Origin of the sequence: Paraburkholderia sp. HP33-1 (assembly GCF_021390595.1) — a bacterium.
Lineage (GTDB): Bacteria > Pseudomonadota > Gammaproteobacteria > Burkholderiales > Burkholderiaceae > Paraburkholderia.
In genome coordinates this window covers 408,365-423,180 of the sequence record NZ_JAJEJR010000003.1, presented here as the reverse complement: position 1 = coordinate 423,180, position 14,816 = coordinate 408,365, and the positions used below count along the sequence as shown (strand labels likewise).

General features: G+C 61.3%; 15 protein-coding genes. 10 read left to right on the top strand and 5 right to left on the bottom strand.

Annotated features, from left to right (window positions below; all coding sequences use genetic code 11):
• Nucleotides 1–21: 21 nt before the first annotated feature.
• The 5 genes from L0U81_RS28960 (at nucleotide 22) to L0U81_RS28940 (ending at nucleotide 3,956) form a co-directional block, all read left to right on the top strand.
• Nucleotides 22–1,392, top strand: a complete 1,371-nt coding sequence (locus L0U81_RS28960; RefSeq protein WP_233808756.1) for a DUF1329 domain-containing protein — start codon at nucleotides 22–24, stop codon at nucleotides 1,390–1,392.
• A 25-nt stretch (nucleotides 1,393–1,417) separates the two neighbouring features.
• Nucleotides 1,418–1,975, top strand: coding sequence for a cupin domain-containing protein (locus tag L0U81_RS28955; protein WP_233808754.1), 558 nt, complete (start codon nucleotides 1,418–1,420; stop codon nucleotides 1,973–1,975).
• Nucleotides 1,976–1,997: 22 nt separating this feature from the next.
• Nucleotides 1,998–2,933, top strand: a complete 936-nt coding sequence (locus L0U81_RS28950) for a VOC family protein (RefSeq protein ID WP_233808746.1) — start codon at nucleotides 1,998–2,000, stop codon at nucleotides 2,931–2,933.
• A complete protein-coding gene (locus tag L0U81_RS28945; protein ID WP_326489874.1) occupies nucleotides 2,934–3,302 on the top strand; it encodes a Rieske (2Fe-2S) protein in 369 nt (122 codons plus the stop codon).
• 252 nt (nucleotides 3,303–3,554) lie between these two features.
• The gene (locus L0U81_RS28940; RefSeq protein ID WP_233808729.1) at nucleotides 3,555–3,956 is read left to right on the top strand and encodes a hypothetical protein; all 402 of its coding nucleotides are present in this window, start codon (nucleotides 3,555–3,557) and stop codon (nucleotides 3,954–3,956) included.
• Between the two features lie 547 nt (nucleotides 3,957–4,503).
• On the opposite strand, the gene L0U81_RS28935 is transcribed toward L0U81_RS28940, so the two are convergent.
• Entirely contained in the window at nucleotides 4,504–5,673 is a 1,170-nt protein-coding gene (locus tag L0U81_RS28935; RefSeq protein WP_233808727.1) for an MFS transporter, read from the bottom strand.
• A 264-nt stretch (nucleotides 5,674–5,937) separates the two neighbouring features.
• On the opposite strand from L0U81_RS28935, the gene L0U81_RS28930 reads away from it, so the two are divergent.
• Entirely contained in the window at nucleotides 5,938–6,561 is a 624-nt protein-coding gene (locus tag L0U81_RS28930) for a TetR/AcrR family transcriptional regulator (RefSeq protein WP_233808725.1), read from the top strand.
• Here L0U81_RS28930 and L0U81_RS28925 read toward each other — a convergent pair.
• From L0U81_RS28925 to L0U81_RS28910, 4 genes are all read right to left on the bottom strand, one after another.
• Complete coding sequence (locus tag L0U81_RS28925; protein WP_233808723.1) at nucleotides 6,503–6,976, bottom strand: PaaI family thioesterase; 474 nt, start codon at nucleotides 6,974–6,976, stop codon at nucleotides 6,503–6,505. The two genes, L0U81_RS28930 and L0U81_RS28925, sit on opposite strands and share 59 nt — an antisense overlap.
• A 14-nt stretch (nucleotides 6,977–6,990) precedes the next feature.
• Entirely contained in the window at nucleotides 6,991–7,998 is a 1,008-nt protein-coding gene (locus L0U81_RS28920; protein WP_233808715.1) for a fumarylacetoacetate hydrolase family protein, read from the bottom strand.
• Nucleotides 7,999–8,253: 255 nt separating this feature from the next.
• Nucleotides 8,254–8,694 (bottom strand): azurin, encoded by a 441-nt coding sequence (azu, locus tag L0U81_RS28915; RefSeq protein WP_233808713.1) that lies wholly within the window; start codon nucleotides 8,692–8,694, stop codon nucleotides 8,254–8,256.
• Nucleotides 8,695–8,729: 35 nt separating this feature from the next.
• Nucleotides 8,730–9,365, bottom strand: coding sequence for a TetR/AcrR family transcriptional regulator (locus tag L0U81_RS28910; RefSeq protein ID WP_233808711.1), 636 nt, complete (start codon nucleotides 9,363–9,365; stop codon nucleotides 8,730–8,732).
• A 171-nt stretch (nucleotides 9,366–9,536) separates the two neighbouring features.
• Between L0U81_RS28910 and L0U81_RS28905 the strand changes: the two genes are divergently transcribed.
• The 4 genes from L0U81_RS28905 to L0U81_RS28890 are packed head-to-tail and all read left to right on the top strand — an operon-like array spanning nucleotide 9,537 to nucleotide 14,753.
• Nucleotides 9,537–10,604, top strand: a complete 1,068-nt coding sequence (locus L0U81_RS28905; RefSeq protein WP_233808709.1) for a WD40/YVTN/BNR-like repeat-containing protein — start codon at nucleotides 9,537–9,539, stop codon at nucleotides 10,602–10,604.
• Nucleotides 10,601–13,015 (top strand): efflux RND transporter permease subunit, encoded by a 2,415-nt coding sequence (locus L0U81_RS28900; protein WP_233808701.1) that lies wholly within the window; start codon nucleotides 10,601–10,603, stop codon nucleotides 13,013–13,015. The genes L0U81_RS28905 and L0U81_RS28900 overlap by 4 nt, the downstream gene beginning before the upstream one ends.
• Nucleotides 12,994–13,773: an ABC transporter substrate-binding protein gene (locus tag L0U81_RS28895; protein ID WP_233808693.1), complete on the top strand. Its 780-nt coding sequence runs from the start codon at nucleotides 12,994–12,996 to the stop codon at nucleotides 13,771–13,773. The genes L0U81_RS28900 and L0U81_RS28895 overlap by 22 nt, the downstream gene beginning before the upstream one ends.
• The gene (locus tag L0U81_RS28890) at nucleotides 13,770–14,753 is read left to right on the top strand and encodes a fumarylacetoacetate hydrolase family protein (RefSeq protein WP_233808691.1); all 984 of its coding nucleotides are present in this window, start codon (nucleotides 13,770–13,772) and stop codon (nucleotides 14,751–14,753) included. Before L0U81_RS28895 ends, L0U81_RS28890 begins: the two co-directional genes overlap by 4 nt.
• Nucleotides 14,754–14,816: the final 63 nt, after the last annotated feature.

Genomic DNA, 14,816 nt, shown 5'->3' with positions numbered 1-14,816 from the left:
AAGGCAAGAGAGGAGCAATTCATGAAATTCCAGAAACTCGCCCGCGCCGCCACGGTGCTTTCAGCCCTGGCCGTAATCGCCCCCACCCAAGCCAGCGTTACTGCCGACGAAGCCGCCCACCTGAAAAGCAACCTTACCCCATTCGGCGCCGAAAAGGCCGGCAACAAGGAAGGAACGATCCCCGCGTGGACCGGCGGCCTGACCACGCCCACGCCCGGCTTCAAGAACGGTGACCGCCGCCCTGACCCCTTCGCCAATGAAAAGCCCATCCTGCAGATCACGGCGAAGAACATGAACGAATATGCCGACAAACTAACAGAGGGCGTGAAAGCGCTGCTGCAGAAATACCCCGACACTTTCCGCCTCGACGTTTACCCAACGCACCGCTCCGCCGCCGCGCCGCAGTACGTCTACGACAATACCTTCCAGAACGCCACGCGAGTGACGCTTACTGACTCCAGCGCAGGGCCGGTTCCCAACGGCGCGTATGGCGGTATTCCGTTCCCTATCCCCAAGAACGGTGCGGAAGTCATGCTCAATCACAAACTGCGCTGGCGCAGCGAGTCGTGGGTCAAGAACGCACACAACTGGCAGGTCACGTCCGACGGCAAGGCTGTGTTGCTTTCCGACATCACTCAGCAGAACAACACGCCCTATTACTTCAAAGACGGACCGTCTGACAAACTCGGCGACGACTACTGGATGGTGCGCCTGGACACGCACGGCCCGGCCATCCGCGCAGGCGAAGCCATCGTCGGCCATCAGACCATAGACGAATCCAACACCAACACCTGGGTCTACCTGGTGGGGCAGCGACGCGTGCGCAAGCTGCCGAACGCCTGCTGTGACACTCCAACCCCGGCCGCCGCTGGTGTCTTGTCATTCGACGAGATCGAAACCTTCAACGGCCGCATGGACCGCTTCGACTGGAAACTGATCGGCAAAAAGGAGATGTACATCCCCTACAACTCCAACCGCGTGCTGACGGCCCCAAAGGACAGCGATATTCTCGGCCCGCATCATCTCAATCCCGATTACATCCGCTGGGAGCTGCACCGTGTCTGGGTGGTGGAAGCGACGCTGAAGCCGGGCCAGCGCCATACCTCGAAGAAGTCGCTCTACTACGTCGACGAGGACACCTGGCTGGCTGTGCTGGCCGACCGCTACGACGCCAACGACAAGCTGTGGCGAATGGCTTACTCGACCCCGGTCGCCATGCCCGACGTACCCGGCGAGATCGCCTTCGGCTTCGGCGCCTACGACCTGTCGGCCGGCAGCTATGTCGCCATGGAGCTCGGTGCCGAGCAGAAGATGCAATACAAGATCAACACGACCCGCTATCCGGAATCCTTTTTCGCGCCAGAGAACATGGCTGGCGAGAGCGTGCGCTAACCCACACAACAACATGAGTATCACCATGGAAACAACGGAAAAGAAAGAAGGCCTGCGCCAGCTCGAATATCGCCCGGTGCGCCGCATCGTAACCGGCACCAACGCTCAGGGCCAGTCATATATACAGTCCGACGGCGACGCGCCCAACGTGTTCTGGGAACCCGGCCGCCCCGCCGCTCATGTGCTCTGGGCCACAGGCGAAGCGCGGGCGACTGGCGACGAGCCGGCGCCTCAGGGGCATAAGTTCCCGTTCCACTCGCCCCGCGGCTCCATCCTGCGGGTAGCCGACTTCGCTCCGGACTCGTTCTACAACCAGGAAGAGCTGCTGAAGTTCCTCGACGAGTCGGGTGTGCGCGACAACAACAAGCCGCGCCACTTCTGGTTTCACAAGACCGAGTCCCTAGACTACGCCATCGTGCTGGAAGGCGAGGTCTACGCCATGATGGACGAAGGCGAGGTGCTGATGCGCCAGGGCGACATCCTCATCCAGCGCGCTACCAACCATAGCTGGTCCAACCGCTCCGACAAGCCCTGCCGCATGGCTTTTGTGCTGCTGGACCTGGTGCCCGGCGAGCCGCTGTGAATCACCACACAAAGGACACGAAATGAATATCATCGGACCCGACTACCTGGTTTTTGCGGTTGACGACCTCGCGGCCGGCTCGCAGTTCCTGACAGACTATGGCCTGGAAGATCGGGGCAACGGCCTGTTCACGGCGCTCGATGGCACCGGCGTCATCATTCGTCACACCGACGACCCTGGCCTGCCCAAGTGGACCCAATCGACCTCTAACCAGCTGCGCAAAACGATCTACGGAGTGACCGACAACGCCACACTCGACACCATCGCTAGGGAACTAGCCAGGGACCGCGAAGTGAAGACCCTGACGGACGGCTCGATAGAGTCCGTCGACGACATGGGCTTCACTCTAGGTTTCCAAGTCACGGTGCGGCGCAAACTGGACCTGCCGGGCGAACAGGTCAACGCGCCCGGCACCCCGCAACGCGGCTTCAATGTCAACGGGGTCAACAGCAGCCTCAATGCGCCGCCGCCGAAGCCTCGGACCCTGTCACACGTCGTCTATTTTGTGCCCGACACTGACAAGGCCGAATCCTTTTACATCAAGCGCCTGGGGTTCCGCCTGTCCGACCGCTTCGTCGGCATGGGCCCGTTCCTGCGCCCGGCCGGCTGCGTCGACCACCACACGATGTTCCTCATCCAGACGCCGCCCCACATGCTGGGCTGCGAGCACTTCACCTTCCACATGGGCGGCCCCACCGAGGTGCTGCTGGCTGGCCAGAACATGCAACGCAAGGGATATGAATCATACTGGGGACCGGGCCGTCACGTCATGGGCAGCAACTGGTTCTGGTACTTCAATTCCCCATTTGGCTGCCACATCGAGTATGACGCTGACATGGATCTGCATGACGACAGCTGGGTGCCGCGCGTGGAGGATGCCAAAGCCGATCGTTCGCAGATCTTCCTCTTTAACTGGCGCGAAACATGGGCGCCAAATGGCCCCGACGGTCAACCCTGAGTGCTGAATGCAAGCGGTCACCTCCGACGCCCCGCCTGGACCCGGCTCTGCCAATTGAACGAGCTGCCCCAGCCAGGGGCGCGAGGTTTTGATCTCCAGTGTCGTGGCACCGACGACCTTTTCATCGTCCGCTGCGGCGACCTGCTGCGCGCCTACCGCAATTCCTGCCCGCATTGGCCGGGAGCGTCGATGCCCTGGCGCAAACATGCATACCTGGATAGCAAGGCCGAGCACATCATTTGCCACGGCCACGGCGCGCGCTTCACGCTCGAAGATGGTTTATGCGTACTGGGGCCCTGTCAGGGTCAAGCGCTGAAGGTTGTGCCTCTGCGCATAGAAGAAGGACGCTATGTCAGCGTCCTTTTTTGATACCAGCAATCAATCCATGATGCTTCCGTGCCTATCGTACCGATAGGCACGCTTGTCCAGCATCCACCTCGCACATCGCCGCGCCACCGAGAGCAAGCCAACTTCAGGAAGGTCGGCGGTATGGACCGGTACCGCCTTATCCCGAACACGCGCCAATCGTGGCACGCTAATGGCGAAGATCAGTCCAGGCAATGACTCGGTGATTGCAGCGGCGCCCAAGCCAACCGCGGCGGCAACGACACAAAGCAAGAGGTGATTTCTCCGTTCGCGCCGCTGATCAGAACTACGACTGACGAGCACGCGGGCCAGCGCCGCCAGCGCTGCCGGAACGAACGCGAACCAACCGATGGGGGAAAAGTCGCTCACGCCAATGCTGAGAATCAAGGCCAGAAGCCAGAAACGGATAGCGTAGCAGGTTGCCGCCCGCGCGAAATAGATAAAGTTCAGCGGATAGACCTGTGCGTCTTAGAATGTGCTGCTCTTCGGCGACGCGTTGATGTTGAGGTGACGCTCACGCTCTTCAGCCGCGATGTACTCTTCAATCAGAACGAGCTCTTCCTCAGAACGCCGTTTCCCGTGCGACGGGCGATCATCAAGGCAAAAGAAGCACAGCACACCCAGTCCGCAGGTCGGCAGTCCCAGCAACAAGAATAGGCGTTGTCATCCCTGTAGGCGTGGTCCTTCGCTCAACCATTCCATGATCGCGCCACACACTGGCGTCAACCACGGCGACTGAGAAGCCGTGAGGAAGAAACCCCACGTAGCGCCTCGGTTGGTGCGAGGAAGCCAGTAAGTGAGGTTCAACATTACGCCCGGGAAGAAGCCCGCCTCGAACGCGCCCAGCAAGAAACGCGGTCTGCACAACTGCCAGGACCGAGTGACGAACGCAGTGCTGTCAAGCACAGGCTTACAATCATGATGCGCGGGAAGGTCTCGCGCGCGCCAACGCAGCGAAACGACACGGTGCTGGGCACTTCAAAGATCTCATATCCAATGAAAGGTCCCAGCGGCTAGACAGTACTGAGCGTCCGTGATGCCCAGCGACTGCTTCATCTGCAGTTGCGCGAAAACGATGTTGACCCGATCAATGGATGCGAACAAATAGCACAAAAACAGCTGCGGCATAAATCGCAAGCGCATCCGGCTGTACATCGCATCGGTCGATGTAGCGCCGGGACTTGCGACTGCCACAATTTGGCAACTATGCGACCCTTGGCTGGCCGCTGGTTCCGCGCGATTCACCACGCACTGTTGCCAGGAAGAAGCCCACGCTGACCACTGCGAGCGCGACCACTATCCAGCCCAGACTCTCGTAGCCGAAGCGCTGCGCCACCGCACCGCCCAGGAACGGGCCGATGGCAGAGCCGGTCATCAGCATCACTGGAGTGGCGCCAACCGCACGGCCAGAAGGGTCCAAGCGCGCCAGGTACGCGAAAATGAAGGTGTGCGTGAAGGTCATCACCACGGGGAACAGGCATGCTCCCACTGTATAGACGCCATAGACCGTCGTTTGTGTCAGCATCAGGCACAGCACGGCGTGTAGCGCCGGGCCGAACACGATGACGACCTTAGGAGAGATCTTTTTCTCGAAATAGGTGGCGAGAATGCCAGGGGAAAGATTAACCAGACCAATCGCCAGCATAGTGTTCATAAGCTGCGCGCGGCTGAACCCGTGGGAATCGCCGACACGCTCGACGAAACCAAACATCATCGAATGATTCAGCAGCGCGAAGCTGGTACCGATCATGGCGAGCCACACCACTCGCGGCAGCTTGCCATGGTGAACCGACGCATTCGGGTGCGAGATGCCGGGCCGACGAGACGGGAAGCCGATGAGCGCGAACAATGCGGTCATCAGCATCATGCTGCCCAAGGCCAGAAACAGCGCAGGGCCGCCGTACACCACCACCAGCTTGGACACACCTCCCAAGAACCCCAATGACACCAGGGTCAAGACCAGGAAAGCGACGGCGATCAGGCGGTGCGGGCTGGAACTGGCTCCCATGGCGGCGTGCGCCATCGAAAGCCCTACGCCGACACCCAAGCCACCGACGAGATGCAGTGTGACCATCGTGTTGTAGTCGCGAGTCGTGGCCAAACCGATGAACGCCGCGGCGGCCACGCCGTAGCCCAGTGGCACCGCTAGCGCGCCCCGTATGCGGTTGACGCGCGGAGAAACTATCGCACTACTGATTACCGCTGCGCCGAGGAAGCACGAAACCAGGGCACCCGCACGTTGCGGGCTCAACCCATACATGCCGATCAGGACAATGCCGATCCACACCGGCATGGCAACGAGGTCGATCAACCCCGAGCAGTGGCACAACACAAGGGAGATCCAGCTTTTTGAGCTGTCCACAGGTCTGTTCATGATTGTCTCCATATTTATGGCCCTGAATTTTGATACTTCAATTTGCGATACTATACGACTCGTTTCAAATTTACATCGGGAAAAACCACATACGCGCGATCGGCCGAAAGTAGGCCCACCACTTCGGAATGCGCGTCATCGCCGAACACAAAAGGAAATGCGTCGGGGCGCGTAATTTTACGCGGGAATATCCAGCGGAATGACCGAACAACCGCCTGCCCCTGTAAAATAGCGCGGCATCTTCGTCAATCATCGAGGGGACCCGTGACGCAAGCAGCACAACGCTCTCCAGGGCGCACACGAAGCACCGCCTCACGCCTGGCGATTCTGAACGCCACGCTGAAACTGCTGGAAACGCAGCCGCTGCAGCAAGTCTCGATTGAGGCCATCGCACGCGAGGCTGGTGTCGGAAAGGCCACCATCTATCGCTGGTGGCCTACCAAGGCGGCGGTGGTAATCGAAGCCTTCTTGATTAACCATGTCAGCCGCGTCGCGGCGCCCAAGGGTATGAAACCCCGCGAGGCCCTGGCCCAAGTCATGCAGCTGCTGATCAAGGAATATGCGGGCCCGGAAGGCCGCATCGTGTCCCAGATCATCGCCGAAGGACAGAGCGATCCTGACGTGCTGCGCGAATTCCGTGAACGCTTTTGGTATGGGAGGCGCGCCATGGCCTTGGAACTCGTCCTCGAAGCACGCCGGCTCGGCGAGTTCCGCGACGACGTTCCGGCCGAGTTCCAACTGGAGCAGCTCTTTGCGCCCATCTATTTCCAGCTGCTCACGGCGCATTCGCCACTGACTCAAGAGTTCGCCCACGCCCATTGCGACAACGTCATGCGGCTGATGGCGCCGGACGCTCGTCAAACACAGACAAGGCCGAAGTCGCGCTAGCCAGCAGGTGTTCGCCGCTGGCGTCGAACAACGAAGCGCGGGCAAAACCCACAGTGCGCCCGAGGCGCTCAACACTGGCTGTGGCCACCAGCGGCCCGACCTTGGCCGCCGCCATCATGTTGACGGACAGATTGATCGTGGCGCAAACGCGGCCCGGCGGCAGCACCGACAGCAGGGCCATGGCCATGGCCAAGTCCAGCATGCTGGCCAGCGTGCCGCCACTGACCACGCCGTTGCCCTGCGTGCTCTCTCGTGGCGCGACAAAGCCCAAGCGCAGTTCACCCGGCTTGCCTTCGCGCAGCACCGCACCCAAGCTCGCCGAGGCGGGGTTAGTATCGAGCAGAACGTCGCGACGGCCAGCGATCACCGCCGCCGCGACATGGGCCCGTGTCGGATTGTCTATCAGTTCGCTCACGTGGGCCCCACGAATTACATGAAGGGCTTGCGGCGCTCGGGCCACCACAATCCGTCGATCGGCTGGCCCATGGTGGTGCGCAGCACGCCGACGCCACCAGCTTCCAGTTCGACAACATCGCCCGGCTTCAGCTCGCGACCCAATTCCAGCGCCGAACCACGGCCCATCGTGCCCGAACCGATCACGTCGCCCGGCAAGATCTTCTCGCCCAGCGAGACATATGCGACCAATTCGGCCACCGTCCACAGCTTGCCGCCGCTATTGCCCTTGCTCCAAGTTTCACCATTGACGCGCACTTCCATCGAAATGGCGTCCAGATCCTTGAATTCGTCCAAGGTGGTGATCCACGGACCGATCGCATGCGCGAAGTCCTTGCTTTTGGTGCTGCCCATACCGATCGGCAGTTCGTCGTGCTGCAGCTCGCGACCGCTGAAGTCGTTGTACAGGGTGATGCCGAAGACGTACTTCATCGCATCCTCGGGACGCACGCTGCCGCCCTCGCGACCGATTACGTAGCCCAGTTCGAGTTCGTAGTCCATCTTGTTCTTGATGTAGCCAGGCCATGGCACGACCGAGTTGTGTCCGATGACGGTGCTGGACGAGTTCTTTGTGAAGCCGGGGATGCGCAACATGCTATCTGGCACCTCCCGATTCATGCGCTCGTGCCAGCCCTTAATGTGACCGACGAAAGTCAGGCCATCGCGCAGCACCGGAGGATCGGAAGCCGCCAGCCAGGTGACGTCCTTGATATCGAGTGAGGCATCTTCGCCATAGCTTCCCTGAATCACTTCGGTGGCAGTCTCGACCAGGATGTCGCTCGCACCCAGCGCCTGGGCCATGCTACCTGGGAATTGGGCCCGGGCTAGGCGCGTCGCGGCGGCCTGCGTCGCGTGGCGCTTGCCCATCGCGTGCAACACGCCGGCACGAGCCAGATCAATCACGCGCCCTTTCTCGGGTTCAACGACGACCAAACGGGCGATCGCGCCGTCAGGACTCTCTCGGGAAATTCGTCCGAACTTCATTCACGTCTCCTTGTTAGAAGGTTTAGCGAGGCGGCGGGTTGTTACATGACTTTGAAATTCGCGCGCGCCCAGGATTTCACGTAGACTTCTCTATTAACGAACCTATACGTCTCGTTTCGCAAAAAGACTACGCAGAGAAGAGACCACTGTCAATTCATTTAATGCAAGATGCGCTCTCTACCGGCCGAAGGCTGGCTTGACCGGTGCAAGAAACTTCCTCGCTCGACGGAGCAAGGCATTACATGGGGCGACGACTTACGAGCCGAGCTTGAGCGCGCCTTTCATCATGGCCGAATGGCCGGGGAAGGAGCAGAAAAAAGTGTAGCCCTGACCCGCCGCCAACCTAGTCACATCGAAGGAAACGGTGGCGGACTCACCTCCTCCGATCACCTTGGTATGAGCAACTACGGCAGCATCGTCCGGCACGTAATCCCTGGCTGCGCCAGTAGACATGCCGGCCGTCACCACACGCTGGAAATCCGCCTCCCTGGTCAGCACCCAATTGTGGCCCATGGCGGTCCGAGGCAGTTTTCCCGTATGCTCGAGGGTGACGGTGAACCGCTTGCAGGCCTTGTCGACCGTGATCTCCTTCACGTCGAATTGCATGGCATCGTTAGCCTTGACGACCTGGTTGCAGCCTGCCCAGCTCGGCCCCGCGGCGACCGCCAGTGCGGCGACGATCAAATGCTTGCGCATGAAAAGCTCTCCTCCTTATAGATGTATTGGAAAAATCAGCAATGTGACTGCGCAGGTGGGCACAAAACGACCATTGCGCTTTCGGCTAGTTCATCAGCGAACTCCCGACTCAGCGGGAGGTGCCCCATGACGAGCCGGAAATAAACGGGCGAGTACACAATGTCCATGAGGAACTCTGAGTCCATATCAGTACGGAATTCGCCGTTGCGACGCCCTTCTTCGATGACTTCGCGAACCATGGCGCGACGGCCGTAGAAGAATCGCTCGCGGAATTCACGAAGAACCTCCGGATCCGACTGCCCTTCGGCCAGTATCTGAGCGACTAGCCGGCCGCCCCGCCCGCCATACTGTTCCACCATGCGATGGAGATGCACGGTGATAGCCTCTCGGCAACTGCCCCCTCTCGGCATGTGCGTCTGCACGATGTGGTTCTGCACGAAGGCCTCGATCACTACGGCCGCCTTGGAGGGCCACCAGCGATAGATGGTCGCCTTTCCAACGCCTGCTTCCTTGGCGATTGCCTCGATAGTGATCTGCTGCAACGAATGCGTTTCGAGCAAGCTCAAGGTGGCGTTCAGGATAGCGACGCGCGCGGCTTCACTGCGCGTACGTCCCGGCGATCGCGTGTTCCGAGCGGAGCTCGTCTTAGCGACGGTGATGCTCGAGGTCAATAGCTTTCTCCATAGCGGCGGGATGGTACTCGTCAAAACGCCTCGTTATTCATGTCCGGGCATACCCGAAGAACCGTCCCATAGGTTTGACGCGTACATGGTTCGCCTATATTCTAATACGACTCGTATCGATTTGATATCACCAAGATCTAACAAGCAGGAGACAATGTCATGTTTTATAACCCCACCCGGTGGCACGCGCGAGCTCTGCTTGCCGCCTGCTTCGGCGCATTCGGCGTTAGCGCGGCCTGGTCCGCCACGCCGATCGGCCCGGCGCTTGATCGCCCCGCTGTCATCTCGCAGCGGGCAGCGCAGTCGGTACTACTCGGCATCGCGCAGGCGGGCAACCGTCTGGTCGCGGTGGGCGAGCGCGGCATCGTGGTGGTGTCTGACAACGATGCCGCAACATGGCGCCAGGTGTCGGTGCCCGTCAGCGTAACGCTAACTGCGGTTCACTTCGCCGATAATAAACATGGCTATGCGGTCGGTCACAGTGGCACTGTGCTCGCCACCGCCGACGGTGGCGAGACTTGGACACGCGTGCTCGACGGCCGTCAGGCCGCGCAGATTTCCCTCGCCGCTGCCCAGACAAATGGCAACGCTGCAGCCCTGCGAGACGCCGAGCGCCTGGAGGCCGACGGCCCCGACAAGCCCCTGCTCGACCTGCTAGTGCTGGACGCACGGCGCGTAATCGTCATCGGCGCCTACGGCATGGCCTACTCCACCACGGATGGCGGGCAGAATTGGACGTCTTGGGCGGACCGCCTGGACAACTCTCGTGGCCTGCACCTGTATGCGATTCGCCGCCACGGCGAACGCATTCTCGTGTGCGGCGAACAGGGATTGGTGCGACTGTCAAAAGACGGTGGCCAGACTTTCGCGGCAATCAAGCCCCCTTATAGTGGCAGCTTCTTCACTGCCGAGCTTCCCTCCGACCACGAAATCGTGGTGGCCGGACTGCGCGGCAATATGCTGCGCTCCCTGGATGCCGGCGCGAGCTGGAAGCAAATCACGGCGCCAGACGCCGCGTCCATCACGGGCTCGGCCCTGCGTCCCGACGGATCGCTGGTGCTGGTGGACCAGGCAGGGATGGTGCTCAGTGAAAGCGAAGGCGCTCTCGTTGCACTGAACAGAACCCCGTTGCCATCTCTGACCGGCGTTTTCCGTGAGCGCGACGGTTCGCTGCTAACGCTCAGCGTTCGGGGAATCGTCCATGCCCCCAATGGAGGCCAGAAATGAAGTCTGGTCCCCCCATCGCCATGGACAAAGTCGGCACCTTCGATCCGCGCTCGGGCTCGCTCATAGAACGAGCACTGTTCAACCACCGTCTGGTCGTGGTGATACTGTGCGCCATCGTCACCGTGCTACTGGGCTGGCAGGCCGCCAAGCTGCATCTGAACGCCAGCTTCGAAAAGACCATCCCGTCCCACCACCCCTATATCCAGAACTACCTGAGCTACCAGAACGAACTCACGGGGCTCGGCAATGCAGTGCGCATCGCCGTGGAGAACCCCAATGGCACCATCTACGACGCCAACTATCTGCGAGCGCTGCGCGGTCTTTCGGACGAGATCTTCCTGCTGCCCGGCGTCGACCGGATGAAGATGAAATCGCTGTGGACGCCTTCGACCCGCTGGGTCGGCGTGACCGAGGACGGCCTCGAAGGTGGCCCCGTCATACCCGACGGCTACAGCGGGACGGCGAAAAACCTAGTGGCGCTCGAGGCAAACATCGCCCGCTCTGGCGAGATTGGCCAGATCGTTTCCCTCGATTCGCGGTCCACCGTCATCTTCGTGCCACTACTGGCCCGCACGCCCGACGGCCAGCCGCTGAGCTACGCCGCCTTCTCCGAAAAACTCGACACCCTACGCGCGAAATATGAGCAGCAGGGCCTGAAGGTGCACATCACCGGCTTTGCCAAGCTGGTGGGCGATCTCATCGACGGCGTGCACGCGGTGCTGATGTTCTTCGCATTAGCGGTAGCGATCGCGGCAATCATGGTCTTCTGGTACACGCGCTGCATCCGCTCTACTCTGCTGGTCGTTGCGGCTTCGCTGGTCGCCGTGGTGTGGCAGCTCGGCTTGCTGCCAACGCTCGGCTACACGCTCGACCCCTATTCCATCCTCGTACCCTTCCTCGTGTTCGCCATCGGCATGAGCCACGGTGCGCAAAAGATGAACGGCATCATGCAGGACGTCGGGCGCGGCATGGACAAACTGGTGGCGGCGCGCTTTACCTTCCGCCGCCTGTTCCTTGCGGGCCTGACTGCGCTGCTGGCCGACGCGGTGGGCTTCGCCGTGCTGCTGGTCATCGACATCCAGGTCATCCGCGAACTGGCCATCGCCGCTTCGCTCGGCGTGGCCGCGCTGATTTTCACCAACCTGATCCTGCTACCGGTCATGCTGTCCTACACCGGCGTCAGCGCCAAGGCCGCCGCGCGCAGCCTGCGTGCCGAAACCGCCGACGCCGCCGGCGAGGACAAGCATGCGGTATGGGCCTTCCTGGACCGGTTCACCCAGCGCAAGTGGGCTTCCATCGCAGTCGCCACGGCAGTGGTCATGAGCATCACGGGCCTGGCCGTTGGTGCCCATCTCAAGATCGGCGACCTCGATCCTGGAGCGCCCGAGCTGCGCGCAGACAGTCGCTACAACCGCGATGTGAGCTTCATGAACCGGAGCTACGGTGCCTCCAGCGACGTGCTGGCGGTCATGGTCAAGACGCCGGAAGGCGCGTGCGCCAAATACGATACGCTCAACAAGATCGACGCGCTGGAATGGCAACTGCGCCAGCTTAACGGCGTAGAAGACACCAATTCGCTTGCACTTCTGAACCGCCGCATGCTGGTCGGCCTGACCGAAGGCAATCCAAAGTGGTACGAGTTCCTGCCCAACCAGGACATGCTCAACACCGTCACGGCCGGCGCGCCGCGCGGCCTCTACAACGATAGCTGCGGCCTCCTCACCCTGTACGTCTACCTTCACGACCACAAGGCCGACACGCTGAACCGCGTGGTTGAGCACGTTGAGACCTTCGCCCACGAGAACAACACCAAGGATGTGCAGTTCCTGCTGGCCGCCGGCACCGCAGGCATTGAGGCGGCGACCAACATCGCGGTCAAGGATGCCTGGCGCAAGATGCTGTACCTCGTGTACGGCGCGGTAGTGGTGCTGTCCTTCATCACTTTCCGTTCGTGGCGCGCGGTGGTGGTGGCGGTGCTGCCATTGATGCTGACTTCCGTGCTTGCCGAGGCGCTGATGGTGGCTCTCGGCATGGGTGTGAAGGTCGCCACGTTACCTGTGATCGCTCTGGGTGTGGGCATCGGTATCGACTACGCACTCTACATCCTGTCGGTGACGCTGGCCCAGCTGCGCGAGGGCAAGAGCCTGTCAGAAGCCTACTACCGCGCCCTGCTCTTCACCGGCAAAGTCGTGATGCTCACCGGCGTCACACTGGCCATCGGCGTAGTCACCTGGGTCGCCAGCCCGATCAAGTTCCAGGCCGACATGGGTCTGCTGCTGGCCTTCATGTTCCTGTGGAACATGCTCGGCGCGCTGATCCTGCTGCCGGCACTGGCGCACTTCCTGCTAAAGCCGGCGCGCGGCGCGTCGTACCAAGAAGGAAACAGCACATGTCGAATCGCATCAACGTAATGTGGTTCGTGCCACTGCCTCTGGCTGTGATGGCAGGGCAAGCTCCACGGGCAACCGTCATCCAGGCCAGCCGCAATCCTTCTTCCGACGCCCAGTTCCAGGCATTGGTCGCGGGCGAAGTCGATGCTGTCGTGACGGCGATGGACAACGTCATCGGCTGGAATCGACGCCAGGGATCTAAGGATTTTCGCGTGGTGGCGCAAGTCGAGCGGACCACGCCCCTGGCGCTGGTCGGCGCTCCAGACCGCAAGAGCATGGCTAACCTGCGCGGTGCCAACCTGCTTGTCGACGCAGTGGACAATGGTTTTGTCATCGCGCTACGAGCCATGTTGCGCGAAGCTGGCATCGATGAAAACGGCTGCCGTTTTACCCCCGCTGGCGGAGTAACGGAACGATATAGGGCCCTACTGGACGGCCGCGGCGATGCCACGCTGCTGGGGCAGCCCTTCGCGACGCAAGCCGCCGAGGTCGGGTTGATGCAGATCGCCAGTGTGCAGCAAGCTTACCCGGCCTTTCCGGGGCAAGGCATCGTCATGTCCGTGGCCAGTCCGGCGCGTGAGCGCATCGGTGGATGGCTGTGCGAGCTGGAGCAGGCGCGGCAGCAGATTCAAGACCCGGATTCGCTGCGACCGACCCACGAGGGCGTCGCCCTGCTGATTGAGCACCGTCGCCTCCTAGGCCTGCCGGGCGGCGAGGACACCTATTCAGACGTCGTCGATACATCACTGCTTGACACCTTCCTGAGGAAAGCACAATGAAACCGTATGCATTGGGTACGTTCTCGCATGAGCACGATGGCCACAAGTTCGTGGGTCTCGTCATGGATGACCGCGTGGCAGATCTGGCAACACTGGCAAAGCTGCATGACGCACCGGCGCTGGCCGACGTTGGCTCGGTGCTGGCCTTGCTGGACACCTGGAACACCCACTGCGCCGCGCTCAACCGGTTGGCTCTCGCCATCGACGGCAAGACCGAACAGTGGCACGCACTAGGGGCGCTGCGCGTGCACCCTGCCATCGATCTGCCCCGGCAGATTTTCTGCACCGGCGCCAACTACCGCAAGCATGTGGTGGACATGACGGTTGACGCCAAAATCGGGCCGCCGGGGCTGGACGAAGCCGGTCTGCGCCGCTGGGCCGAGAACATGATGGACGAACGCGCTGCCACGGGTGAACCCTATGCGTTCACCAAGCCGGTTTCCACAGTGTCCGGTGCGTATGACCCGCTGGTACTGCCAAACACGACCACCCAACCCGACTGGGAGCTGGAGCTGGGTGTCGTCATCGGCCGGAGCGGCTATCAGATTCCGCGCGAACTCGCGATGAACTTCGTGGCAGGCTACTGCATTGTCAACGATGTCTCAGCGCGGGACCTGATACCACGCACCGACTACAAGATGCTCGGCACAGATTGGCTGCGCTCGAAGGGACAGCCCGGTTTCCTGCCGCTGGGCCCCTACTTCGTACCGAAAGCCTTTGTGGCCGACCCGCATCGCCTGAAAATGCGCCTGTCCGTTTCCGGCCAAGTCATGCAGGACGAGTCCACGGCCGATATGCTGTTCGGCATCGAACGCCAGATCGAATACATCTCGCGCTATTCGCGCCTGCTGCCAGGCGACATCATCTGCACCGGCTCACCCGCCGGCAATGGCACGCACTACAACCGCTACCTGAGGGCGGGGGACGTGATTGAAGCCGAGATCGAAGGTCTCGGTCGACAGCGACAGACTTGCATTTGATGCCGGCGAAACGATAAACCTTCGTCGAATGCAAGCTCCTCGATCCCGGTGCGTGTCTGGCGG